24 protein-coding genes and 1 riboswitch are annotated in these 22,504 nt (G+C 70.1%); of the genes, 12 read left to right on the plus strand and 12 right to left on the minus strand.

Annotation, left to right across the window (positions count from 1 at the left end; all coding sequences use genetic code 11):
• Positions 1-13: 13 nt before the first annotated feature.
• Entirely contained in the window at positions 14-295 is a 282-nt protein-coding gene (locus tag ACI2LP_RS07675) for a hypothetical protein (protein ID WP_404723613.1), read from the minus strand.
• A gap of 349 nt (positions 296-644) precedes the next feature.
• Here ACI2LP_RS07675 and ACI2LP_RS07680 point away from each other — a divergent pair, with 349 nt between their 5' ends.
• The 3 genes from ACI2LP_RS07680 to ACI2LP_RS07690 all read left to right on the plus strand — a co-directional run bounded on the left by ACI2LP_RS07680 (position 645) and on the right by ACI2LP_RS07690 (position 4,408).
• The gene (locus tag ACI2LP_RS07680) at positions 645-2,057 is read left to right on the plus strand and encodes a family 2B encapsulin nanocompartment shell protein (protein WP_404723614.1); all 1,413 of its coding nucleotides are present in this window, start codon (positions 645-647) and stop codon (positions 2,055-2,057) included.
• A 209-nt stretch (positions 2,058-2,266) separates the two neighbouring features.
• Positions 2,267-3,517 carry a family 2 encapsulin nanocompartment cargo protein terpene cyclase gene (locus ACI2LP_RS07685; protein WP_404723615.1) on the plus strand — a complete coding sequence of 417 codons (1,251 nt, stop codon included), beginning with the start codon at positions 2,267-2,269 and terminating at the stop codon, positions 3,515-3,517.
• 33 nt (positions 3,518-3,550) lie between these two features.
• The gene (locus ACI2LP_RS07690) at positions 3,551-4,408 is read left to right on the plus strand and encodes a geranyl diphosphate 2-C-methyltransferase (RefSeq protein WP_404723616.1); all 858 of its coding nucleotides are present in this window, start codon (positions 3,551-3,553) and stop codon (positions 4,406-4,408) included.
• 205 nt (positions 4,409-4,613) lie between these two features.
• Here ACI2LP_RS07690 and ACI2LP_RS07695 read toward each other — a convergent pair whose 3' ends face one another.
• A complete protein-coding gene (locus ACI2LP_RS07695; RefSeq protein WP_404723617.1) occupies positions 4,614-4,883 on the minus strand; it encodes a hypothetical protein in 270 nt (89 codons plus the stop codon).
• 106 nt (positions 4,884-4,989) lie between these two features.
• Here ACI2LP_RS07695 and ACI2LP_RS07700 point away from each other — a divergent pair, with 106 nt between their 5' ends.
• Positions 4,990-5,802, plus strand: a complete 813-nt coding sequence (locus ACI2LP_RS07700; RefSeq protein ID WP_404723618.1) for an excalibur calcium-binding domain-containing protein — start codon at positions 4,990-4,992, stop codon at positions 5,800-5,802.
• A gap of 233 nt (positions 5,803-6,035) precedes the next feature.
• Positions 6,036-6,335 (plus strand): hypothetical protein, encoded by a 300-nt coding sequence (locus ACI2LP_RS07705; RefSeq protein ID WP_404723619.1) that lies wholly within the window; start codon positions 6,036-6,038, stop codon positions 6,333-6,335.
• A 207-nt stretch (positions 6,336-6,542) separates the two neighbouring features.
• Here ACI2LP_RS07705 and ACI2LP_RS07710 read toward each other — a convergent pair whose 3' ends face one another.
• Positions 6,543-7,034: a hypothetical protein gene (locus ACI2LP_RS07710; RefSeq protein WP_404723620.1), complete on the minus strand. Its 492-nt coding sequence runs from the start codon at positions 7,032-7,034 to the stop codon at positions 6,543-6,545.
• Between the two features lie 170 nt (positions 7,035-7,204).
• Between ACI2LP_RS07710 and ACI2LP_RS07715 the strand changes: the two genes are divergently transcribed.
• Together ACI2LP_RS07715 and ACI2LP_RS07720 are read left to right on the plus strand one after the other, a co-directional pair.
• Positions 7,205-8,149 (plus strand): CHRD domain-containing protein, encoded by a 945-nt coding sequence (locus ACI2LP_RS07715; RefSeq protein WP_404723621.1) that lies wholly within the window; start codon positions 7,205-7,207, stop codon positions 8,147-8,149.
• Positions 8,150-8,210: 61 nt separating this feature from the next.
• The gene (locus ACI2LP_RS07720) at positions 8,211-8,516 is read left to right on the plus strand and encodes a hypothetical protein (RefSeq protein ID WP_404723622.1); all 306 of its coding nucleotides are present in this window, start codon (positions 8,211-8,213) and stop codon (positions 8,514-8,516) included.
• A 145-nt stretch (positions 8,517-8,661) separates the two neighbouring features.
• Here the strand turns inward: ACI2LP_RS07720 and ACI2LP_RS07725 are convergent, their stop codons facing one another.
• A complete protein-coding gene (locus ACI2LP_RS07725; protein ID WP_404723760.1) occupies positions 8,662-9,939 on the minus strand; it encodes a DUF445 domain-containing protein in 1,278 nt (425 codons plus the stop codon).
• Between ACI2LP_RS07725 and ACI2LP_RS07730 the strand changes: the two genes are divergently transcribed.
• The 3 genes from ACI2LP_RS07730 to ACI2LP_RS07740 all read left to right on the plus strand — a co-directional run bounded on the left by ACI2LP_RS07730 (position 9,874) and on the right by ACI2LP_RS07740 (position 13,522).
• Positions 9,874-10,752, plus strand: a complete 879-nt coding sequence (locus ACI2LP_RS07730) for a hypothetical protein (protein WP_404723766.1) — start codon at positions 9,874-9,876, stop codon at positions 10,750-10,752. The two genes, ACI2LP_RS07725 and ACI2LP_RS07730, sit on opposite strands and share 66 nt — an antisense overlap.
• 341 nt (positions 10,753-11,093) lie before the next feature.
• Positions 11,094-12,353, plus strand: coding sequence for an SGNH/GDSL hydrolase family protein (locus ACI2LP_RS07735; protein WP_404723623.1), 1,260 nt, complete (start codon positions 11,094-11,096; stop codon positions 12,351-12,353).
• 26 nt (positions 12,354-12,379) lie between these two features.
• On the plus strand, positions 12,380-13,522 hold the full coding sequence (locus ACI2LP_RS07740; RefSeq protein WP_404723624.1) for a hypothetical protein: 1,143 nt from the start codon (positions 12,380-12,382) through the stop codon (positions 13,520-13,522).
• 6 nt (positions 13,523-13,528) lie between these two features.
• Here the strand turns inward: ACI2LP_RS07740 and ACI2LP_RS07745 are convergent, their stop codons facing one another.
• From ACI2LP_RS07745 to ACI2LP_RS07765, 5 genes are read right to left on the minus strand one after another with little or no spacing between them, the layout of a single operon-like run.
• A complete protein-coding gene (locus ACI2LP_RS07745) occupies positions 13,529-14,593 on the minus strand; it encodes a hypothetical protein (protein WP_404723625.1) in 1,065 nt (354 codons plus the stop codon).
• A gap of 53 nt (positions 14,594-14,646) precedes the next feature.
• Positions 14,647-15,318, minus strand: a complete 672-nt coding sequence (locus ACI2LP_RS07750; protein ID WP_404723626.1) for a DUF1707 domain-containing protein — start codon at positions 15,316-15,318, stop codon at positions 14,647-14,649.
• Between the two features lie 31 nt (positions 15,319-15,349).
• Complete coding sequence (locus ACI2LP_RS07755) at positions 15,350-16,312, minus strand: ATP-binding cassette domain-containing protein (protein ID WP_404723627.1); 963 nt, start codon at positions 16,310-16,312, stop codon at positions 15,350-15,352.
• 2 nt (positions 16,313-16,314) lie between these two features.
• The gene (locus ACI2LP_RS07760) at positions 16,315-17,091 is read right to left on the minus strand and encodes an ABC transporter permease (RefSeq protein ID WP_404723761.1); all 777 of its coding nucleotides are present in this window, start codon (positions 17,089-17,091) and stop codon (positions 16,315-16,317) included.
• 19 nt (positions 17,092-17,110) lie between these two features.
• Complete coding sequence (locus ACI2LP_RS07765; RefSeq protein WP_404723628.1) at positions 17,111-17,911, minus strand: ABC transporter permease; 801 nt, start codon at positions 17,909-17,911, stop codon at positions 17,111-17,113.
• A gap of 167 nt (positions 17,912-18,078) precedes the next feature.
• On the opposite strand from ACI2LP_RS07765, the gene ACI2LP_RS07770 reads away from it, so the two are divergent.
• Positions 18,079-20,493, plus strand: a complete 2,415-nt coding sequence (locus ACI2LP_RS07770) for a transglycosylase domain-containing protein (RefSeq protein ID WP_404723629.1) — start codon at positions 18,079-18,081, stop codon at positions 20,491-20,493.
• 13 nt (positions 20,494-20,506) lie between these two features.
• Here the strand turns inward: ACI2LP_RS07770 and ACI2LP_RS07775 are convergent, their stop codons facing one another.
• The 3 genes from ACI2LP_RS07775 to ACI2LP_RS07785 form a co-directional block, all read right to left on the minus strand.
• Positions 20,507-20,827, minus strand: a complete 321-nt coding sequence (locus tag ACI2LP_RS07775; protein ID WP_404723630.1) for a DMT family transporter — start codon at positions 20,825-20,827, stop codon at positions 20,507-20,509.
• 35 nt (positions 20,828-20,862) lie between these two features.
• A riboswitch (guanidine-III (ykkC-III) riboswitch) is annotated at positions 20,863-20,932 on the minus strand.
• Positions 20,933-21,004: 72 nt separating this feature from the next.
• Positions 21,005-21,361: a GroES family chaperonin gene (locus ACI2LP_RS07780; protein ID WP_404723631.1), complete on the minus strand. Its 357-nt coding sequence runs from the start codon at positions 21,359-21,361 to the stop codon at positions 21,005-21,007.
• A gap of 85 nt (positions 21,362-21,446) precedes the next feature.
• The gene (locus ACI2LP_RS07785; RefSeq protein WP_404723632.1) at positions 21,447-21,797 is read right to left on the minus strand and encodes a DUF3618 domain-containing protein; all 351 of its coding nucleotides are present in this window, start codon (positions 21,795-21,797) and stop codon (positions 21,447-21,449) included.
• Positions 21,798-21,906: 109 nt separating this feature from the next.
• Here ACI2LP_RS07785 and bcp point away from each other — a divergent pair, with 109 nt between their 5' ends.
• Positions 21,907-22,374, plus strand: coding sequence for a thioredoxin-dependent thiol peroxidase (gene bcp, locus ACI2LP_RS07790; protein ID WP_404723633.1), 468 nt, complete (start codon positions 21,907-21,909; stop codon positions 22,372-22,374).
• Positions 22,375-22,504: the final 130 nt, after the last annotated feature.

Consider the following 22,504-nt stretch of genomic DNA (forward strand, 5'->3'; position numbering starts at 1 on the left):
ACAGCCGGGCTCATCAGACCTCCATTACGGCATCGCACTGGGCACAGACGAGCCGGGCGTACTTCGGTGCGTACCACGATGAACCGGGATACTCCGAGGGCTTCCAGGAGGCCGCCTCCATGGCGAACGTGTCCTGACCGCACAGGGTGCGCGGCCCTGGAGTCGTGGAAGACCCGGGAGCGGCGTTCGCCGCGTGCACGCGCAGGACGGGCCGCTCCTCTGCCTGTGACCTTCCGGAGAAGGATCGCGCTGCAGGCGGCTGATCGAGCTCGTACATTACGAAGATCTCGCTCATGTTCCGACGGTAGGCCGATACGGCGGATCATGCATTGCTGACGTGGACCCGTCGGCTGGGCCGCCCTGCCACGGCGGCAGCAGCACCTTCCGTCCGCGCCGACGGATCCGCCGCCGGGCAAAGATCCGCCTCGCCGTGGAGGTCCTCGCCATCAGCCACTCCACCAGCGCCGAGATCACCTACGTCGCCGGCAGCGGTCGACCTCATGTGGACGTTTGCGCGAAGAAACGACACGGCTGCCTGGCTACCCCGGACGGGAAAGGGGCATTCACCTTCTTTCGTGTGATGACAGGCGAACTGATTAAGAAGGAGGGTAAGTCGGCACCTACAGCAGAGCTGAGGATCACATATGACCGTTGAAGCCGACCGGGAAGCCGTGCAAGCACAAGCGTCCGGGCAGCAGAGTCTGGCGACTGCCGCCGCGCGGAACCTGGCGACGACCGCGAAGTCCGTTCCGCAGATGCAGGAGACCTCCTCGCGGTGGCTGCTCCGGATGCTGCCGTGGGTCGATGTGCGGGGCGGAACCTACCGGGTGAACCGGCGGCTGAGTCATGCCGTGGGTGACGGGCGCGTGACGTTCGTACAGACCGGTGGGCGGGTCTCGGTCATTCCGGCTGAGTTGGGGGAGTTGCCGGCGCTCAGGGGGTACGGCGACGAGGCAGTACTGGGCGAACTGGCCGGTCGTTGCGAGCAGGTCGACTGCGCGCCGGGCACGGTGCTGGCCCAGGCCGGTGACGCGAAGGACCGCGTCTTCCTGCTGGCGCACGGCCGCGTCGACAAGGTTGGCACCGGACCGTACGGCGGAGACACCGTTCTGGGATTCCTGGCCGACGGCGCCTACTTCGGCGACCAGTGTCTGACCGAAACGGAGCCGGCCTGGGAGTGCACGTTCCGCGCCACCACCGCCTGCACGCTGCTGGTGCTGTCCAGGAGAGACGTCGACAACCTCGCCGCACGCGCCCAGTCGCTGGTCAGCCACCTGGACACGGTCGCGGCGCTCCCGCAGCAGCGCACCAACAGTCACGGCGAGGCCGCGATCGACCTCGCGGCCGGACACGTGGGCGAGCCGCTCATCCCCCACACCTTCGTCGACTACGAGCCCATGCCGCGCGAGTACGAACTCTCCGTCGCGCAGACGGTCCTGAAAGTCCACAGCCGGGTCGCCGACCTCTACAACGATCCGATGAACCAGACCGAGCAGCAGCTCCGCCTCACCCTTGAGGCGCTGCGCGAGCGCCAGGAACACGAGCTCGTCAACAACCCGGAGTTCGGGCTGCTCAGCAACTGCGACTACGCGCAGCGCCTCCAGCCCCATGACGGGGTGCCCAGTCCCGACGACATGGACGAGCTGCTCTCGCGGCGGCGCGACAGCACGTTCTTCCTCGCCCACCCCCGGGCCATCGCCGCGTTCGGCCGCGAGTGCAACAAGCGCGGCCTGCTCCTGAAGCCGGTGGACATCGGCGGTCACCGCATCCCTTCTTGGCGCGGCGTGCCGATCTATCCGTGCGGGAAGATCCCCGTCAGTGAAGCCCGTACGACCCCGATCCTGTGCCTGCGCACGGGTGAAGACGACCAGGGCGTGATCGGGCTGCGGCAGTCGGGGATCCCGGACGAGATCGAGCCGAGCCTGTCGGTGCGGTTCATGGGCATCGACGAGCAGGCGATCATCTCCTACCTCGTCACCGCCTACTACTCGGCCGCGATCCTGGTCCCCGACGCTCTCGGCATCCTGGAGAACGTCGAAGTCGGCCGCTGGCGCTGACCGGAGCTGACACGCGCCCCGACCGCCCCGCTGCCCCGGCGCGGCCGGCCGCACGCCGTCCACGGCCGCTCGGGCCCTCGTCCTCGTATGACGCCCCACGCAGGCACACCGCGCATGCCTCGCACGCGCGGCCACCAGCACGACGAGCCACCAGCACGCGCGGCCACCAGTAGGTGCGCCCACCCACCCGTCCGAAAGGCACTCCTCGCATGACCCGAACCAGTGGCGCCGGCGTCCCCTCGTGGACGTGGAACGGGCCGCCGGCCGCCCACCCACCAGTCCTCCCCACGGCGCCGACACTCCATACGACCGCGCAGGCCCTGCCGGACCCGCCCTCGCACGTCGCGCTCGAGCGCCTGCTGGCCGGCCCCGCCGGGCTGGGCACGGCCGCCGCCCGCGCCATCCGCTCCCTCACCCCGTCCACGGCGTCGCAAGCGGCGCGGCCCGCCCGACCGGACGAGGTCCCACCGTCCGCCACGCAAGACCCCTCGGTCGGCCCGGACACGGCGGTGCGGATCCCGCCCCTGTACTGCCCCGACGCGGTGCGTGACGACCCCGCCCTCGGGGAGGAGGTCAACAACCGCCTGGTCGACTGGGCCGCGGAGATCGGCATCTTCACCGGCCGCCTCGAACGCCTGCGCTCACACCAGTTCGGGCGCCTGTTCATGCTCGCGCATCCCGACTCCGACGACCCCGACCGCCTGCTGGCCGCGGCCCGCTGCGGGCTCGCGGAATGGGCCGTGGACGACCACTGGGTCGACGAGGGCGACGACACGGAACCGGAGCTCCTGGGCTCCCGCCTCGCGATGGCCCACGCGGTGATCGACCCCGTCCGCCTCCCCGCCCCCTACCTCGCGCAGTTCGAAGAACTCGTTCAACGACAGCCCGTCCTGCGCGCCTTCCGATCCAGCCTCGCCCACCTGTCCCAGTTCGCCAGCACCACCCAGGTGGCACGTCTGCGCCACGAACTCGACGTCATGTTCGTCGGATACGGGCAAGAAGCCGAATGGCGCAGCAGCGGGCGCAAGCCCGCGGTGTGGGAGTACCTCCTGCACCGGTACGAAAACGCCTTCTACCCCTGCATGGTGCTGATCGACCCGGTCGGCGGCTACGAACTGCCCGCCCACGAGTTCGCCGACCCCACCGTGCGCCGCACCTACCTCTACGCAGGCATGGCCAACGTCCTGCTCAACGACCTCTACTCGATGGCCAAGGAAGACCCCGGGGACACCAACCTGCCCAACCTCATCGCCGCCGAGGACAACTGCTCCCTCCAAGAAGCCGTCGACCGCACGGCAGCCATCCACGACGAACTCATGCACACCGTCGAGGCCGACTGCGCCGTCCTGGCAGCGGCCGGCTCTCCCCAGCTGCGGCGCTACCTGGCCGGTCTGTGGGCGTGGATGGGCGGCAGCAAACGGTGGCACGCCACCAGCCCCCGTTACCAGAACGCGACCTGATCCCGTACAGAAACCTGCCAACAAGGAGAAGCCATGACTGTCCAGGGCACCGCCACCCATCCCCTGCGCAGCCTCTACCAGAAGTCAGTCGCCAACTACTGGAACGAGGAGAAGAACCCGGTCAACCTCCGCCTGGGCGAGGTCGACGGCATCTACCACCACCACTACGGCATCGGCGACGTGGACTGGTCCGTCCTCGAGGGCCCCGAGGAAACCCGCCAGGAACGCCTCACGGCCGAGCTCCATCGCCTGGAATGCGCCCAGGCCGACCTGCTGATGACCCACCTCGGCGACATCACCCCTGCGGACCGCGTCATGGACTCCGGTTCGGGCCGCGGCGGCAGCAGCTTCGTCGCCCACAGCCGCTTCGGCTGCCGCGTCGACGGCGTCTCCATCTCCGAAACCCAGGTCGCCTTTGCCAACGGTCAGGCCAAGGAACACGGGGTGGACGACAAGGTCCGCTTCCACCTCAAGAACATGCTCCACACCGGCTTCGAGAGCGGCAGTTTCCAGGCCATCTGGAACAACGAGAGCACCATGTACGTGGACCTGTCCCTGTTGTTCCCCGAATACGCCAGGCTCCTCAAGCACGGCGGTCGCTACGTCACCATCACCGGTTGCTACAACGACGCCTACGGACTGCCGTCCCGGGCCGTCAGCGAGATCAACGCGCACTACATCTGCAGCATTCACCCCCGCCGCAGCTACTTCAAGGAAATGGCCGCCAACCGCCTGGTCCCCGTCAGCGTCATTGACCTCACCGCGGCCACCATCCCCTACTGGGAACTGCGCGCCAAGTCACCCCTGGCCACCGGCATCGAGAAGGCCTTCCTGGACGCCTACAAGGACGGCAGCTTCCAGTATCTGCTGGTCGCGGCAGACAAGGTCTGAACCGCGTCGGCAACCGAGCCGCCTGGCCCAAGCACCTCGGCCGACCCTCAGGGGAGGGCCTGTTCGCACCGGTCCATGAGGGCTGACGCCCATGCCCTCCGTGGGCGGGCCGGGAGCAAGGTGCCTTGTGCTCAGGCGCCCTGGATCACGGTGAGCACATCACTTTGCGTGGACTGAAATTCTGCGGGGCTGTCGCCGGGTGGGTTCAGGGCGGCAGCTTCGCAGTGCGCTCCGGGTAAGCGGCGGCGACGTAGTGCATGGCGGCTTTCTCCGAGATGCCGAACAGCCGCATCAGCTTGAGGGGATCAGCGGTCTCGAACGCCTCATTGAGGTCGCACCAGCCACACCGGTCGGCCAGCTCGCGCCACTGCCCCCGACTGGCCCGGCGGGAGCGCGAGGCGTCTCTGGGCCGGCCGGAAGGGAGCCTGGGCGAGCCCCCGTGTACGAATTCGACCGCAACAGGTCGGAGTTGCACATTTTCATCACAACTAGGGTACGGATCACCGCAATTGCGGCGATCAATGAAACCGGAATGTCACGCTCAGCCTCTCAGTCGGGATTCATCCGCCTCAGGGGGACACATGTCAGCGATACGTACACACAGGCGGAGTGCGATTGCCGCAGCCGGCGCGGTGGCCATTGCCATGGGTCTCGTGGCCTGCGGTGGCGCCGTCGGCGACGCGAAGCCCGCCGTCACCACGTCGAGCGCAGCGGCGACTTCTGCTTCGGCCACGCCCACGCCGTCCGTCGAGCCCACTCTCGATCTCACCGACGACCGGGAAAGCGCCGACGCCGGGCAGCAGATCGAGGCAACGGTCCTCGACAACGACAGCATCACCCTCAAGGACGGTACGGACGGGAGCCTTCAAAACGCGCTGACTGCCGGTGAGTTCACCGTCGGCATGGAGACTGCGCCGCAGCACGGGACCGCCAGGGTCGAGGGGACCACCATCCTCTACACCTCCAGCCCCGGCTACGGAGGCGACGACCAGTTCACCTATCGCGTGGACGTGGCCGGGCAGCAGCTGACCGGCACCGCCGTCGTACGGATCACCGTGACCGAGCCGACACCCGCGCCCACGCCCCCCAAGCCCAAGATGGTGTACGCGAATTGCGCTGCCGTACGGGCCGCCGGAGCCGCGCCCATCCACGCGGACGAACCCGGCTACGGGCCGCACCTCGACCGCGACGGGGACGGGGTCGGGTGCGAGACCTCGTCCGGTGCGGGCAGCGGGTCGACCGGAGGCGGCGGGGGTTCCGGCGGCGGGGGCGGGAGCACGTACTACGCGAACTGTGCCGCCGTACGAGCCGCGGGCGCCGCGCCCATCCACGCGGGCGAACCCGGCTACGGGCGGCACCTCGACCGCGACGGAGACGGCGTCGGCTGCGAGTGAGCGGGTCACCAGGTCACGTGGCCGGCTTCAGGCGTCGCGTCCCGGACGAGTGGGCGGATCGTTGATACGGCTGCACGCCCCGCGGAACACCCGCCGCGCCCAGCGCGTCATGACCCTCCTCCGGTCGCCCGAATGGCCGACCCCGAGCGCGCACGCCGCCCGAGCCGCCTAGCGTCGCCGTAAAGAGCCGCCGGCTACCCGCGCCGGCGACGAGACGGTTGAAAGGCCTTCCCATGGCGATCGCTATGTCGTTGCAGTGGCCCGGTCTCACCCCCGATCAGTACGACGCTGTGCGCGCCCGGGTTCGCTGGGAGGAGGAGCCTCCTGACGGGGCGGTCCTGCATGGGGCCTGGTTCAAACCCGATGGCCTGCACGTCTTCGACATCTGGGACTCCGAGGAGCAGTTCCAGCGCTTCATCGCCGAGAAGATCATGCCCGCGGTCAAGGAAGTCGGCATCGAGGGCGAGCCGCAGACCCAGGTCTCCCCGCTGCACCGGCGTTTCGTGGCCCCCGGCATCACTGGCGCTGCCTGACGCTTTACTCCTGAGCCGCCGCATTCCCGGTAGCCGGCGCCTCGGGGGGAGTTGAGGACGAGCGGCTACCGGGAATGGGCATCGCCGCGACGGCCCAGGATGGGCTGGAGCCGTCGCAGGTCTATTGGGGAGTCCTGAATCAAGGATGGAATGAGGAATTCAGGATTGGTTGCACGGGAAAGATGAAGAGACGGTTAAATTCTCGGATCAGGCCGCCTTCTTGATGAGCTTTCCGTCCGCCGCGATGACGAACCACTCGCCGTCCAGGCCCTGCCCGTTGACGTCCCCGGGTGTCGCGTCGCCCACGTAGTAGTACAGCGGCCAGTCCCCGTACGTCGCCTGTTCCGCGCCCTCGCCGAGCTTCGTCTCCTTCAGCAGGGCGGCCTTCGCGCCCGTGCCCGCCTTCACGTCCTTCGCCGATGTGAGCGCCGGCCACACCGCGATGCAGTCGGCGTCGCACTTGCTCGCGCCGGGCTTGTCCTTGGTGAATCCGTACAGCGTACGGCCGGAATCGTCGACCAGGATGCGGCCGAGTGACGAGTCCGCGACCTTGACGAAGGCGGACGCGGCGGGCTTCTGTGCGGGCTTGGCCGCGTCGTCCGAGTCGCCGTCCGACGAGCCTGAGCAGGCGGTCAGCGTGAGCAGTGCCAGTGCCCCGGTCGAAGCCGCGGCGAGCATGGTGGATCGGTTCCTGCGCATGGTGGTCCCCCGTTGATGTGTTTTCTCGGTACACCCGGTTGTACGGCGGCAACTGATCGGCGGTTCAATCGAATTCCAGATTCTTCTCGTTGAACGTGGCGAGCTGACGGGCCGTACTCCATCGCGACCGGCCCAATGCAGAAGCCGGTTCCAACGGGAGGACGAAACTAATGCAGAAGCGTTATCTTGCTGTTACCGCAACCGCAATTGTGCTTGGTGTTGCGGGTGTTACTCCGGCAGTCGCGCACGGTGGACACAGCGGGCATGGCGGTCAGGGCTCGGACAGCAGCGCGAGTACCTTCACCAAGCCCTCCAGCGGGCACGCCGTCGCCTTCGCCGCGCACCTCTCCGGCGCCAACGAGGTGCCCGTCGCCGGCGGGCCCGCCGTCAACGACCCCGACGGCAAGGCCCTCGCCCTAGTCAAGGTGAAGGGCGACCGCGTCACCTTCGCCCTTCAGTGGAAGGGCTTCACGCCGAGCCTCGGGCACATCCACGAGGGCGTCGCCGGGAAGAACGGCGCGGTCAAGGTCCCGCTCTTCGGCGCCGCGATGCCCGACTCCGTGAGTTCGGCGGCCGGGCAGGTGGCCATCACCGACGCCAAGCTGGCCGACAGCATCCGTAACAACCCCTCCGGCTTCTACGTCAATCTGCACAGCGCCGAGTTCCCGGGCGGAGCCGTACGGGGGCAGCTCAAGCCGCTCCACGCGAACGTCAACCCGCTCGACATCATCAAGGGCGGCAAGCTGAGGGCGCTGTCCAACGGCGACCAGGAGGTCCCGAAGAACGACTCGTCCAAGGTGGGCGACCCGGACGGGCACGCGATCACGTTTCTGCAGCCGAAGGGCACGAGCGTCGGCTACTCGCTCGCCTGGATCAACATCAAGGCCCCCACCAACGGTCACATCCACAAGGGCCGGTTCGGCAAGAACGGCGACGTCGTCTTCAACTTCTTCAACCGGCCCGTGCCGGACGGGATCTTCGCGGTCTCCGGGAAGATCGACGGTCAGAACCCGGACGTCGTCAAGCGCGTCCGCGCCAACCCGGGCAACTACTACTCCAACATCCACACCTCCGAGTTCCCCGACGGCGCGGTGCGGGGGCAGCTCTTCCACTGAGACGCCCGAGACGTCATAGGCTCGGACCTGTCCGAGTCAATGGCAGTGGGAGGCGGCAGCGATGGCCAGGGTTCCGGCGGCAGCGGTGGCGGCGAGTGGGCTCGTCGGTGGGTACGGGATCGCCCGGTGGACCAAGAAGCGTCCGCTCGGTGGTGTCGCCCTCGCGGCGGCCGGAGCCGTCGCTGCGCGTGAGTGGCACCAGGCCGCGGGCGGCAGGGCCGCAGCCGGCCTGAGTGTCGCCTACGTCGCCGCCTTCGCCGGGTCGCACCCGCTGGCCAGGAAAGTAGGCGCCTGGCCCGCGGTGTTCGCCGTGGCGGGAGGGGTGGCCATAGCCTCGTGGGCCGTCACCCGCCGGGCTGCGATATAGCTGCGGGCCAGGGCCCGTCCTTCGGATCAGCCAGGCAGGATCCGGAAGACGGGCCCTTTGGCGCCTGAACGCTTCGGTCCCGCCGTACGTACTCCTTGGCACCTCCCCCAGGTGGCTGGGCGCGTGACCGTACGGCAGGGACCGGTCACGCGCCCAGTCCGTGTGCCACGGTGTAGATCAGCAGACCGGCCATCGCGCCGACCACCGTGCCGTTGATCCGGATGAACTGCAGGTCCCGTCCGATGTGCGCCTCGATCTTGCGTGAGGTGTGCTCGGCGTCCCAGCTCGCGACGGTCTCCGAGATCAGCGAAGTGATCTCGCTGCGGTAGGTCGTCACCACGTAGACCGCGGCATCCTCGACCCAGCCCTCCAGCTTCGACTGGAGCCTGCTGTCCGTCGCCAGCCGCGCCCCGAGCGAGAGCAGGGATGCGCGGGCGCGCAGCCGGAGTTCGCTGCGGTCGTCCTCGGCGGCGGAGATGATCATGGTTCGTACGGAGGACCAGGCGCTGGCGATCACATCCTGGACCTCGGCGCGGGACAGCAGGTCCGACTTCATGCGCTCCACCCGGGTGCGGGTGTCCGTGTCCGACTGCAGGTCCGCGGCGAAATCGGCCAGGAAGCGGTCGATCGCGCCGCGGGCGGGGTGACCGGGCATGTCGCGCATCTCTTTAACGAAGCGGAGCAGTTCCCTGTAAACGCGCTCGCCTACCTTGCGGTCGACGAAGCGTGGGGTCCAGCCCGGTGCGCCGCCCTCGACGGCGTCCATCACCGAGTCGGAGTGGAGGACGAGCCAGTCGTGTGCGCGGGCACAGATGAGGTCGACGGCGCGGTGGTGGGCGCCGTCGGCGACGACTTTCTCCAGCGTCTTGCCGATGCCGGGGGCGATCTCCGCGTTGTCGGCACGACGGGTGATGGCCTCGCCGACAACCGCCTGGACGTCGGAGTCACGGAGCACGGTGAGCGCGCCGCGCAGGGCGGTGGAGAGCTCGGCGGTGACCCGGTCGGCGTGGGCGGGCTCGGCGAGCCAGGCGCCGAGGCGGCTGCCGATGCCGAGGGCGTGCAGGCGGGCCCGTACGACGTCCCCGGAGAGGAAGTTCTCCCCTACGAAGGAGCCGAGCGAGGCGCCGAGCTGGTCCTTCTTGTTCGGGATGATCGCGGTGTGCGGGATGGGGATGCCGAGGGGGTGACGGAAGAGGGCGGTGACGGCGAACCAGTCGGCCAGGGCGCCGACCATGCCGGCCTCGGCGGCGGCGGCGACGTAGCCGGCCCAGGGGCCGGCGCCGGAGTTCTTCGCCCAGGTGGCGAGGACGAAGATGAGCGCGACGAGGAGGAGCAGACCGGTGGCGGTGAGCTTCATATGGCGTACGCCGCGCTGCTTTTCGGCGTCCGCGTCGGTGTAGGCGAAGGAGGGAAGGGGGACGATACGGCGCCCCTCGGCCTGCTGCCCACGGCCGTCCCGGGCCCGGCTCGTGTCGCCTCCGGGCCCTCCTCGTCGGCCGGCCCCGTCGACATCGCCTCGGGGCGGGCCTGGCCGGTCGGCCCCGTCGACGGCGCTTTCCGGCACGGCGGCCCGGTCGGCCCGGCCCGCACCGGCTCGCGGCAGCCCTGGCCGACCGGCCGGACCCGCATCGCCTTTCGCCAAGCCTGGCTGCCCGGTTCGCCCGGCCCCGGCCGGCCTGCGCCGCTTGTCCGGCCGGTCGCGTGGGGCTGTCTGGCTCGGCTGGTCCGGGTGGCCCGCCTCGGGCGGCTGGCTCCGCTCGCCCTGCTGATCTGCCGGGCCCGGCTGGCCAGACTGACCGGGCTCGTACGCCTGGCTGCGCCGGTCTGTCTGGTCCGGCTGGTCCAAGTTGCCCGCCTCGGGCGGCTGGCTCCGCTGCTTCTGCTGCTCCGGCTCACCGTGCTGGTCGGGCCGATCCGGCCGGCCCGGCTTACCGGCTCGGGGGTGGACCGGCCGGCCCGGCTCATCCGCCCGGGGGTGGACCGGCCGCGTGCCGGTCAACTTCCCGGGCCGGTCCTGCCGACGGTTCGCCGCCGCGGCCGGCTCGCCCGGCTGCCCCGGCCGGTCCCGCTGGTCCGGCTCATCCGCCTGGCGCCGCCGGTCCCGCTGGTCCGGCTGCTCCGGCTCGCCCCTCCGGTCTATCTGGCCCGGCTGCTCCGGCTCGCCCGCCTGGCTTCCGGACGGCCGGTCCGCCTCCCCCGGCCGCGTCGGCCCGCCCGCGCGGTCCGGCGGGTCTGACTCGCGGGCCGGGCCGGGACCACTCGTCCCGCCGGCCCCGTCCCGGCGCGCCGGCCCGTCCGTCTCGCCCGCCCGGTCCGTCCGGCCCACGGGATCCGGCCGGCCCAGCCCCCCGGCCTGTGCCGATTCGCCGGTCCGGCCCGGCTCACCCGCCTGACCCGACCACGGCGGCCCGCCCGCCCGGCCCCGGTCGTCCGGTCGGCCCGGCTCGGCCGGCTGTTCCGTTCCTGAAGCTTCCATACCGCTCCACCCGTCAGCGCGCGCCCCGTACGCAGTGTCCTTACCTCAGGTACTCCTGGGGCGCCCATCGAGTTCCCCATGACATGTCCCATCATGTGCTCATGAACATGCGCCGCGGGTACGCGAGCACCATGCGCCGCGGGTACGCGATCCTCGCCGCCCTCATCAGCCTGGTCGTGCTCGTGTGCGGCGCGATATACCTCGGCGTCGGGGCCGCCCATGGCGGGACCGCCGGGCGGACGCCGCCCCGCACGGTCGTCGGCTGGGTCGGGACCTGGGCCGCCGCGCCCGCCGAGGCCCGGGCCGAGGGACACCGCTCCGACCGGTCCGTACGCAATGTCGTGCACACCAGCATCGGCGGGAGCGCCGCCCGGGTCACCCTCTCCAATCTCCTCGGTCGGCACCCCCTCACCGTCGCCCATGTCTCGCTCGCCCTCCGCGCGGGCAACGGCCCGGCCGCCGTGCCGGGGACCCTGCGGGCGGTGACGTTCCGGGGGGCCGGCGCCGTCACCATCGCGGCCGGGGCACAGTCCGTGAGCGACCCGGTCGCCATGGACGTCCCGTACGACCGCGATCTCCTCGTCACCGTCCACACGCCCGCCGGCCTCGGGACCTTCACCGTCCACCCCCGGGCGCGGCAGACCTCGTATCTCGCGGACGGCGACCGTACGCGGGACCTCAGCGGCGACGCGTACACCACCCGGACCCGCGTCTGGCAGCACCTCACCGCCGTCGATGTGCTGACCGGCGACGCCCGCGGCGCGATCGTCGCCGTCGGGGACTCGATCACCGACGGCGTCACCTCCACGGCCGACACCAATCGCCGCTGGCCGGACGTCCTCGCCGACCGGCTCAACCGTCGCGGCGCCGGCCACTACGGCGTACTCAACGAGGGCATCAGCGGCAACCGTCTCCTCCACGGCGGCCACGGCCCCAGCACGATCGCCCGCTTCGACCGCGATGTGCTCGCGCGGCCCGGGGCGAGGACGGTGATCCTCGCGATCGGCATCAACGACCTGCTGCACGGCCCGAAGACGCCGTCCGCCGCCCCCGTCAGGGCCGGGCTCGCCCAGCTCGCCCGCCGGGCGCACGCACACGGCCTGCGGGTCATCGGCGCGACGCTGCTGCCGTGCGGCGGGCACCCCCGCTGTACGCCCGAAGTCGACGCCGTACGCGGCCAGGTCAACGCGGCCATCCGTACGAGCCGGGTCTTCGACGCGGTCGTCGACTTCGACCGCGCGCTGCGCGATCAGTACGCACCCGCCCGGCTGCGCCCGGCGTACGACAGCGGGGACCATCTCCACCCGAGCGACGCCGGATACGCGCGCATGGGCATGGCGGTGGACCCGGCGCGGCTGTGACGGCGGGCGCTCGCTAACCTCCTCGGATGCGCATGCGCGAATGGTTCAGGCAGGGCGGGCGGCGGCGAATACTCGCCGTGGCGCTGCCGGTTGTGGTCCTTGCAGCGGCGGCCGGAACCGCCGTCGCCCTGACAGCCGGGGACGACGCAAAGCCGTGCTGGAAGGTCCCGGCGGCGACCGGGGCCCTCGCCGGGAACCCCGCGGCAGCCACGAAGGCCCTTGACCCCGGTGACGATCTGTCCCGGTACAAGGTCATGAGCGACCTGCTGAGCAAAGACCATCTGCACGCATGCGACGGGCAGGGCGCAATCCTCGGCAAGGTCGTCCTGAACGCCTCCACCGGCGGCGCGGGCACTCCGCACACCCTTGGACAGGCACGGGTCGCCTACGCCGCGGCATCGGCGCTCTCCGAGGAGAGCGATCCGCTGCCCGCCGGGATGAGCCCGTACGTCGCCCGACTTCTCGCCGACTACATCGTCGACGTACAGCGCACCTGGTACAGCAGCCCTGGCCGGAAGGACTTCTTCCAGCCCGCCGGGACGTACCAGGAGAGCCGCGAGTGGGCCGGTGACTTCCCCAACCGGCAGGACGCCACGGCCGCCTTCAGCTTCAAGAGCAATCTCTACGACACCGACGTGTTCTTCGAGCGGGTGATCGGCAGGATCGCCGCCGACCCGGAGGCCTTCGCCGTCCTCTACGACGCCTACCGCGCCCACTTCGCGTACTATCTCGAGCGACTCAACGGCGAAGGCGGGGTGCCGAGGCTGCGCGCCGACAAGTACAGCACGAGCAAGCTCGGGGCCGATCTCGATCTGGGCATGGACGCCCGCAGCATCGGCTCGCTCGTACAGCGGCGCGCGAACGCCGCCCACGACGGCACCATCCGCGATGCAGCCGCCTTCAACCAGGCCGTACGGGGGCACAGCCGCGGCGTCTTCCCCGCCGCGTCCAAGCCTGTCACCAGCACACCGCCGATGGGCGACATCACGCGCCGGGCGCCGGCGGGCGGTGCGAAGCCCCGGGCCGCGGCACTGCTCGACGGACGTCACCAGCTCTACGCCGTACTCGAACAGTGGGGCAAGGACCGCAAGATCTCTGCGGGTCGGATCGCCGACCTGCGGGTGCGGATCGACAACTCGTTCGTCAACGGGATGCTGGAAGTCCGCTGACCGCAACTATCGCTTGGAGGCCGGGAGTTCGCGGGTCGGCAGGGCGAGATCCGTGCAGCCGCCGTGCCGCTTCACCTGATCCTGCGCGAAAGCCGTCAGCAGGACCCGCAGCTGCGGGGCCTTGATCCCCGCGTCCTCGTCGGCGCCCGCCTCGAAGTTCGCCGCCTCCGCGTCGCACCTGGCCTTGGCCCGGGCCCAGTTGGCAGTCAGCACCGGACGGGTCTTCCAGCCGTCCGCCGCCGAGGACCCCTGGCGGGCCGCGGCCTCGCTGAAGGGGCCCTCGCTCCAGTCCCCGTACCAGGCGTTGAAGACCAGCCCCGGCCGCTCCTCGCCGTCGCGGTGGAGCTCGCAGCGGCTCACGGGCGCGGCGTCGTTCGCCGCGACACGCACCGTCCACCCGGCGCCCGTGGGCAGCTTCGCGCCGGTCAGCCATGAGCAGGGGGTGCCTGCCACGGCGGACAGTGCCACCGGCTTCGACTCCTCGGGCAGCGCATGCTTCGGGGCCTTCAGCGGCTCGGCGCCACAGCCGAGCTTCTTCGACGCCTGGTTGGCCAGCGCGACCGCGGTCCGCAGCAGCGCGTCGGGCTGCTCCTCCATCGCCTCGCGCTCCGCCGACGTACGCACGAGCAGGCGGCGCGGCCTGCCCTCCACGTCCTTGCCCAGGTCAGGACAGGTCACCAGCAGCCGCACCCGGCCCTCGTCAGTGAAACCCGGCAGCCCCTCCGGCAGCGCGCCGACGGAGCGCGCGGTCCCGTCGTAGAAGACGGTCTTCATCGCCAGGTCCTGGCTGTCCCGGTCGGTGTGCGCGAGCGCGCTGACGCCCTTGGCCCGGTAGCTGTCCTCATGGATGAGCGAGCAGCTGTAGACGCCGAGTTCCTTGTTGAAGTACTCGTAGTCGGAGTCCAGATGCTCGCCGTCCGGGATCAGCCTGTCGACGGCTTCGTCCGGCATCGCCCCGCCGCAGACCCGGCTCGCCAGCCACCAGTCGTTGGCGTACGGCTTCACGAAGTACCCGACGGCGGCCAGCACGACCGCGGCGACCACGCCGACCTTGACCCACCGCGGCAACATCCCAGCCCCCGTCGTACCGTCTCAGCAATCTGACCGACGGGACACTACCGGGCTCAGCCGAGCTGCTTGCGGTCGCCCTTCTCCAGCTTGGACCGCTGCTCCGCCTTGAGCCGCTGCTTCTCGGCCCGGGTGCGCTTGCGCTCCACGCCCACCCCGCCCATCAGCGCAAAGCCCGTGATCTTCACGCGCGGCGCCGCCGGGTCGGGGGCGGACTCGACGCTGCCGTGCTCGCCGAAGCCGCCCATGAAACCGATGCCGCTGACCTCGACGTTCAGGCCGGGCGGTACGACGATCTGGACCCCGCCCATGACGGCGAAGCAGCGGATCACCGTCTCGCGGTCCTCGAACCGGGCCTCGCGCAGGTCGAGTTCGCCGCCGCCCATCATCGTGACGGAGGTGAACCTGCGGGCCACGGTCCAGGTGCCCTTGCGGCCGAAGCCGCCCCAGAAGGCGAACGCGACCTTGGAGGTGGGCGGTCCGCCCACGCGCTGCGCCCAGGCACCGGAGCCGGCGGCGAGCGCCGGGGCCGCCGCTGCCGTGCCCGCCGGGAGGTCGCTCACCAGCGGCTCCAACTCGCCGTGCGTACGCGCCGTGTAGGCCGCTTCCAGGCGCTGCTCGAACTCCTCCATGTCGAGCCGCCCCTCCGCCACCGCGTCTCGCAGCCGCTCGGCAACCCGCTCGCGCTCGGCGTCGGAAGCACGCATCTCAGGGAGTTCGCTCGTCATGGACGGAAGCCTAGTCAAGGGTGCGCCGCCCTCACAGACCCGGGCGTTCGGCGTACATCTTCGCGATCACGGCCTCGATGTCCGGCTCCCGCACCGACAGATCCACCAGCGGGTACTTGTCGGCGACCGCGGCGACCACCGGGGCCGCCGACTGGGCCGCCGGGAACGCCAGCCACTGGCGCGGTCCTTCGGTCCTCACCGTACGGGCCAGGTCCAGCACGATCGGCGGCATCTCCCGCTCCAGGTCCACCACCAGGGTCCGCTCGCTCTCCCCCACCTCGTGGAGTCCGGCGAGCGCCCCGTCGTACATCAGCCGCCCGTGGTCGATGACCATCACGCGCTTGCACAGCTGCTCGATGTCGGTCAGATCGTGCGTGGTGAGCAGCACGGTGGTGCCCCGCTCGGCGTTCAGGTCGCGCAGGAAGTCCCGGACCCTCGCCTTGGAGATCACATCGAGGCCGATCGTCGGCTCGTCGAGATAGAGCACCTCGGGGTCGTGCAGCAGGGCCGCCGCGATGTCCCCGCGCATCCGCTGCCCGAGCGAGAGCTGACGCACCGGTACGTCCAACAGCTCGGCCAGGTCGAGGAGTTCGACACACCGGTCGAGATTTTCGCCAAATCGCCGGTCGGGGATCCGGTACATGCGATGCACCAGCCGGTACGAGTCCTTCAGCGGCAGGTCCCACCACAGGGTCGTACGCTGCCCGAAGACCACGCCGATCCGCTGCGCGAGACGCGTACGCTCCCGGGACGGGTCGATGCCCGCGACCCGCAGCCGTCCGCCGCTCGGGGTGAGGATGCCGGTGAGCATCTTGATGGTGGTGGACTTCCCGGCGCCGTTGGGTCCGATGTAGCCGACCATCTCGCCGCGCGGGATCCGGAAGCTGATCCCGTCGACGGCCCGCACCTGGTGCTTCTCGCGGCGCAGCCGGCCCGCCTTGCGCCGTACCTCGAAGACCTTCTCCACTCCGTCGAGCTCAATGAAGTCCGCCATGGTCAGCTCCCTGTGCTCCGGTACGAACGAAGGGCCACCCGCCAGGCCAGTGCGGCCAGCGCGCAGCACAGCCCGGCGACGAGCGGCGCCAGGAACGCCAGCCAGTCGGGCAGGCCGGCGGGGGCGTCGCGCCCCAGGACGTACAGCGCGGGCAGCCAGTTGACGAAGGCCAGCGGTACGACGTAGACGACGCCGCGCACCAGGTCCTGGGCGAAAATCGTCGGCGGGTACTGCAGCAGCGTATTGCCGCCGTAGGTAAAGGAGTTGGTGACCTCCGACGCGTCCTGCGCCCAGAACTGGAAGGACGCACCCGCCACCATCACCGCCGAGAAGATCAGCGCGCCGCAGACCACCATCAGCGGCATCATCGCCACCTTCACGGCCGTCCAGTCCACATCGACGATCAGCAGCGACCAGATCAGCACCAGCAGCCCCTGGCTGATCCGTCCGAGGCGGCGCAGCGCGAACCGGTCCGCCGCCACCTGCGCAAGCACCGGTACCGGCCGTACGAGCAGCGTGTCGAGCGTCCCGTCCCGCACCCGCCTGCCCAGCCTGTTGACCTGCCCCATCGCCAGGTCCGCGAGCCCGAAGGCGGTGCTGGTCGTGCCGTAGAGGAAGGAAACCTCGGCAAAGGAGAAGCCGCCCAGGCCCTCCACCTGACTGAACATCAGCACGATGACCACAAAGTCGAAGATCGTCGCGGTGAAGTTGGAGAAGAGGGTCATCGCGAAGGAGAAGCGGTACGTCATCGTGGAGCGCACCCACATCGCGGCGATCATCCGGTACGTACGCCAGGACTCACCCACCCTGCACCACCACCCTCCGGGTGGCCGCGGACTGCACCAGCCGCCCCGCGGTCAGCAGGACGACCGCCCAGCCGAGCTGGAACGCATACGCCTGCACCAGCCCCCACCCGGTGCGCTTCTCCAGGAAGACATCCGCCGGGACCTGGAGCATCGACGCCCAGGGCAGCGCCCGCGCGACCTCGCCGAGCACGCCCGGGAAGACGGTCAGCGGCAGCAGCATCCCTGAGAAGAACAGGCCCGCGAGCCATGCGATCTGGGCCGTACCGGCGCCGTCCATCAGCCAGAACGCGCTCAGCGCCACCAGGTACCAGACCGCGAAGCTGACACTCACGCCCAAGGCCACCGACAGGAGGAAGGCCGGCCAGGTGAGCGGCCTGGAGGGCAGCGCGATGTCGAAGGCGAACGCGGCGACGACCATCGGCAGCACGCCGCGCCCGAGCAGATGGAAGGCGGCCCGCCCCAAGTTGGCCGAGAACCACCACAGTTGGAGGTCGACGGGCCGGTAGAGATCGATGGCGATGTCGCCCGTCTTGATCCGCTCGATCAGCTCTTCCTCGAAGCCGCCGCCCATCAGTCCGGCGGTGGCCAGCAGCGCCTGGCCGATCCACACAAAGGCGAGCGCCTCGGTCATGTCGTACCCACCCAGGTGGGGCCGCTCGTCCCAGAGGGCGGTATAGGTGTACGCCAGGATGAAGCCGAAGACGGTGTTGGTGAACACCCCCGCCGCCGTGGCCATCCGGTACGTCGCATGGCGCCGGAAGCCACCCGCCGCAACGGCCGCGTACAGCCGCACCTCGACCCCCTCCGCCTGCAGGCACCAAAGCGCACGACCTTAGCCCGCGGGCGCGCGCCGCCGCGACAGCTTTTGTGGCCGGGAGGTGGGGGATCCCCCCGGAAAGACGCAGCACGGCAGGGGTCCGGCTCCGAGGGATATCCCGGCCAAAAGGGCAGTATGGGCCCATGAGCGACGAGCCACAGCAGCAGGGCTGGACACCCAGGGACGCGACCGTCGCAGATCCCGTCGGACGGGAGCCGGCACCGGGTGCGAAGGGCGGGCAGCCCGGCCCGGGGCGCACCGGCCGACGTCGCTTCGTCCCCACCTGGCGCATGGTGCTCGGCACGATTCTGCTCGTCGCACTGCTGCTGATCGGCCTCTTCCTGGCCGGCTACACGCTCGTCGACATCCCGCCCGCCAATGCCGCGGCCACCGCCCAGTCCAATGTCTACCTCTACAAGGACGGCACCCAGATCGCCCGCGACGGCGAGACCAACCGCGAGAACGTGACGCTCGCGCACGTCCCCCTGACGGTGCAGCGGGCCGTACTGGCCGCCGAGGACCGGGACTTCTACGCCGAGCGGGCCGTCGACCCCAAGGCGATGATCCGCGCTGCCTGGAACACCCTGACCGGCAAGGGCAAGCAGTCCGGCTCCACCATCACCCAGCAGTACGTCAAGAACTACTACCTGGGCCAGGAGCAGACCATCTCGCGGAAGTGGAAGGAGTTCTTCATCGCGATCAAGCTGGGCCGCGAGGAGAGTAAGAGCGGCATCCTGGAGGGCTATCTCAACACCAGCTACTTCGGGCGCAACGCGTACGGCATCCAGGCCGCCGCCCAGGCGTACTACGGCATGGACATCGAGGACATCGACACCGCGAAGGGCGCCTATCTCGCCTCGCTGCTCAACGCACCGAGCGCCTACGACGTCGCGACGCACCCGGAGAACCGGGCGGCCGCCCTCGACCGCTGGAACTACACGCTCGACGGCATGGTCAAGAAGCACTGGCTCAGCCCCGCCGACCGTGCGGCCATGAAATTCCCCGTGCCGGGGACCGCGAGGCCCGCGACCGGTCTTTCCGGCCAGCGCGGCCATATCGTCCAGGCCGTCGAGGACTACCTCACCAACAACAAGATCATCGACGAGAACACGCTGGCCACCGGCGGCTACCGGATCACCACCACGCTGGAGCGCAAGAAGCAGGACGCCTTCACCAACGCGGTGAAGGACCAGGTGATGTCCAAGCTGGACAAGGACCGCAAGGCGGACCGCAATGTGCGCGTCGGCGGCGCGTCCATCGACCCGGCCACCGGCAAGGTCGTCGCCATGTACGGCGGCGTCGACTACACCAAGCAGTACGTCAACAACGCCACCCGCCACGACTACCAAGTCGGCTCCACCTTCAAGCCGTTCGTCTTCACCGCCGCCGTCGAGAACGCCTCGACCACTCAGGACGGCCGGCCCATCACCCCCAACACGGTCTACGACGGCACCAACAGGCGTACGGTCGAGGGCTGGAGCGGCAAGCCGTACGCCCCCGCCAACGAGGACGACATCTCGTACGGCCCGATCACCGTCCGCACCGCCACCGACAAGTCCGTCAACGCGGTGTACGCACAGATGGCCATGGACGTCGGCCCGGCCAAGGTGAAGCAGACCGCGATCGACCTCGGGATCCCGGCGAACACGCCGGATCTCACCGCCTCCCCCTCCATTGCCCTGGGTCCCGCCACGGCGAGCGTCCTCGACCTGACTCAGGCGTACGCGACCCTCGCCAACCACGGCGCGCACGGCACGTACACCCTCGTCGAGAAGGTCACCAAGAACGGCACGGTCATCCGGCTGCCCAAGGAGGACAGGACACAGGCCGTCACCCGGGAGGCCGCCGACACGACGACGTCGATCCTTGAGAGCGTGGTCGACGGCGGCACGGGCACCGCGGCCCAGTCGGCGGGCCGCCCGGCCGCCGGCAAGACGGGCACGGCGGAGGAGGACAAGGCCGCCTGGTTCGCGGGCTACACGCCGAATCTGGCGACGGTGGTCGCGGTGATGGGCCAGGACCCGGACACGGGCGTGCAGAAGCCGCTGTACGGGGCGATGGGACTGCCGCGGATCAACGGCGGCGGGGCGCCGGCGAAGATCTGGGGCCAGTTCACGGGCGCCGCGCTGGAGGGCACCCCGATCGAGGAGTTCGACCTGCAACTGCAGGAGGGCGCGGAGGAGGTGCAGCCGCCGGTGGAGCCGGAGCCGCCGACCGAGTCCTCGCAGGAGCCCAGCACACCGGGCCCGACCGAGGGCGGGAACCAGGGGCAGGACCAGGGGCAGACGCAGGGCCAGGACCAGGGACAGGACCAGGGACAGGACCAAGGCCAGACGCAAGGCGAGAACCAGGGCCAGAACCAGGGCCAGAACCAGGGCCAGATCAACGGCGGGACGACGAGCGGCACGGAGGGCGGCGGCGGGACGACGAGCGGCACCACCGACGGTGGAGACGCCACGGGCGGCACGAGCGACGGAGGGACGACGACCGGCGGCGGCACCGGCGACGGGGGCGCAGGCAGCAAGCCCACGCCCGTCCGCCCGCCCCGGCCTCAGTGAACGTCGCCGACCGTCAGTGCCCCGAGGTCGCCTTCAGCCCGACCACCGCGACCAGCAGCAGACAGACGAAGAAGATACGGGCGGCAGTCGCGGGCTCGTTCAGCGCGACCATGCCGACGACCGCGGCACCGGCCGCGCCGATGCCGACCCAGACGCCGTACGCAGTGCCGATCGGCAGGGTCTTGGCGGCGTACGACAGCAGCACCATGCTGGCGGCGATCCCGAGGCCGGTGATCACGCTCGGCCACAGCCGGGTGAACCCGTCGGTGAACTTCATCCCGATCGACCAGCCGACCTCGAGCAGACCGGCGACAAGAAGCAGAACCCAGGCCATGACGGCACCCTCCGTACAAGAACGCGGAATCAACAGGTGCGTCGTCTTTGCGGGCAACCCGGTACGGCGCGTCTCGTCGGGGATCGCACAAACATAGCAAACGGCATGTAAAGGGGCGTTCAATGGGCATACGAAAGGGCTGGTGACATCCGCCACCAGCCCTCTCACCTGCGGTTCTTACAGATACAGCCCGGTGGAGTCCTCGGAGCCCTGGAAACGGTCGGCGGCGACCGCGTGCAGATCGCGCTCCCTCATCAGTACGTACGCCACGCCCCGCACCTCGACCTCGGCGCGGTCCTCGGGGTCGTACAGCACCCGGTCCCCCGGCTCCACGGTCCGTACGTTCTGCCCGACCGCGACCACCTCGGCCCAGGCCAGCCGCCGGCCCACCGCCGCGGTCGCCGGAATGACGATGCCGCCGCTGGAACGCCGCTCACCCTCCGGGATGTCGGTCCGCACCAGCACGCGGTCGTGCAGCATCCGGATGGGGAGCTTGTCGTGGGTGGGGCTGTGCTCATTGCTGTTGGGGCTCACGTGTCGAACCTACCTGCCCCGGAGCGCTTCGTACGCCCGAGGGTCGCGCCCGGCCGCCCGAGGCTCACGCCCGGCCGCCCCAGAGTCACGCCCGGCGCCTTTTCACCGAGAACGCGAGCAGCCCCACCAGGCCGACGGCCACCAGCGCCACCGGCAGCACACGCTCCAGCCGCGGGGCGCCGTCCTCCTTCACGAACTGCGCCCTGACGTCGGACACCGTGCGGTTCACCGCGACGTAGGCGCGGCCCGCCGTCTGGTCCACGGTCGAGGCGATCCTGGCCCTGGCGTCGCCGATGACCGTCTTCGGGTGCATGCGCACCCCGATCTCGTCGAGCGTCTCGGCAAGCTGCTCGCGCCTGCGGACGATGTCCGCCTCGATCTGCGCAGGGGTCCTGGCATCCGACACCGCGCTGCCTCCGTGGTCGTGGGTGGTCATCCTTCCTCGACAGTCTGTCAGCTCGGCCGCGCCCGCACCCCACGGCACCCCTATTACGCTCGACGGCGTACACCCACACGTCCCCCGAGCACGTCCTTCGAGGAGAACCATGAGCGAGCGACTCCAGCCCGGCGACACCGCCCCTGCCTTCACCCTGCCCGACGCGGACGGCAAGGAGGTCTCGCTCGCGGACCACAAGGGCCGGAAGGTCATCGTCTACTTCTACCCGGCGGCCCTGACTCCCGGCTGCACCAAGCAGGCCTGCGACTTCACGGACAACCTGGAGCTGCTGGCGGGCGCGGGCTACGACGTCATCGGCGTCTCCCCGGACAAGCCGGAGAAGCTGGCGAAGTTCCGCGAGAAGGAGAGCCTGAAGGTCACGCTGGTCGGCGACCCGTCCAAGGAGACGCTGGAGGCGTACGGCGCCTTCGGCGAGAAGAAGCTGTACGGCAAGACGGTGACGGGGGTGATCCGCTCGACGGTCGTGGTCGACGAGGAGGGCAAGGTGGAGCGGGCGCTGTACAACGTGAAGGCGACCGGCCATGTCGCCAAGATCATCAAGGACTTGGGCATCTGAGCCCCGGCTCCCTTGGGAATGGCCCGTACTGCGCGAACGGTAGGGGCCATTCCGCATTCCGGGCGTGACCATCCGATAACCGGTTCGTTACTCAGTGCGAGATGGCGAACACGCAGCCGGACGCGGAGGG

The organism is Streptomyces sp. NPDC019890, assembly GCF_044903445.1.
Classification (GTDB): domain Bacteria; phylum Actinomycetota; class Actinomycetes; order Streptomycetales; family Streptomycetaceae; genus Streptomyces.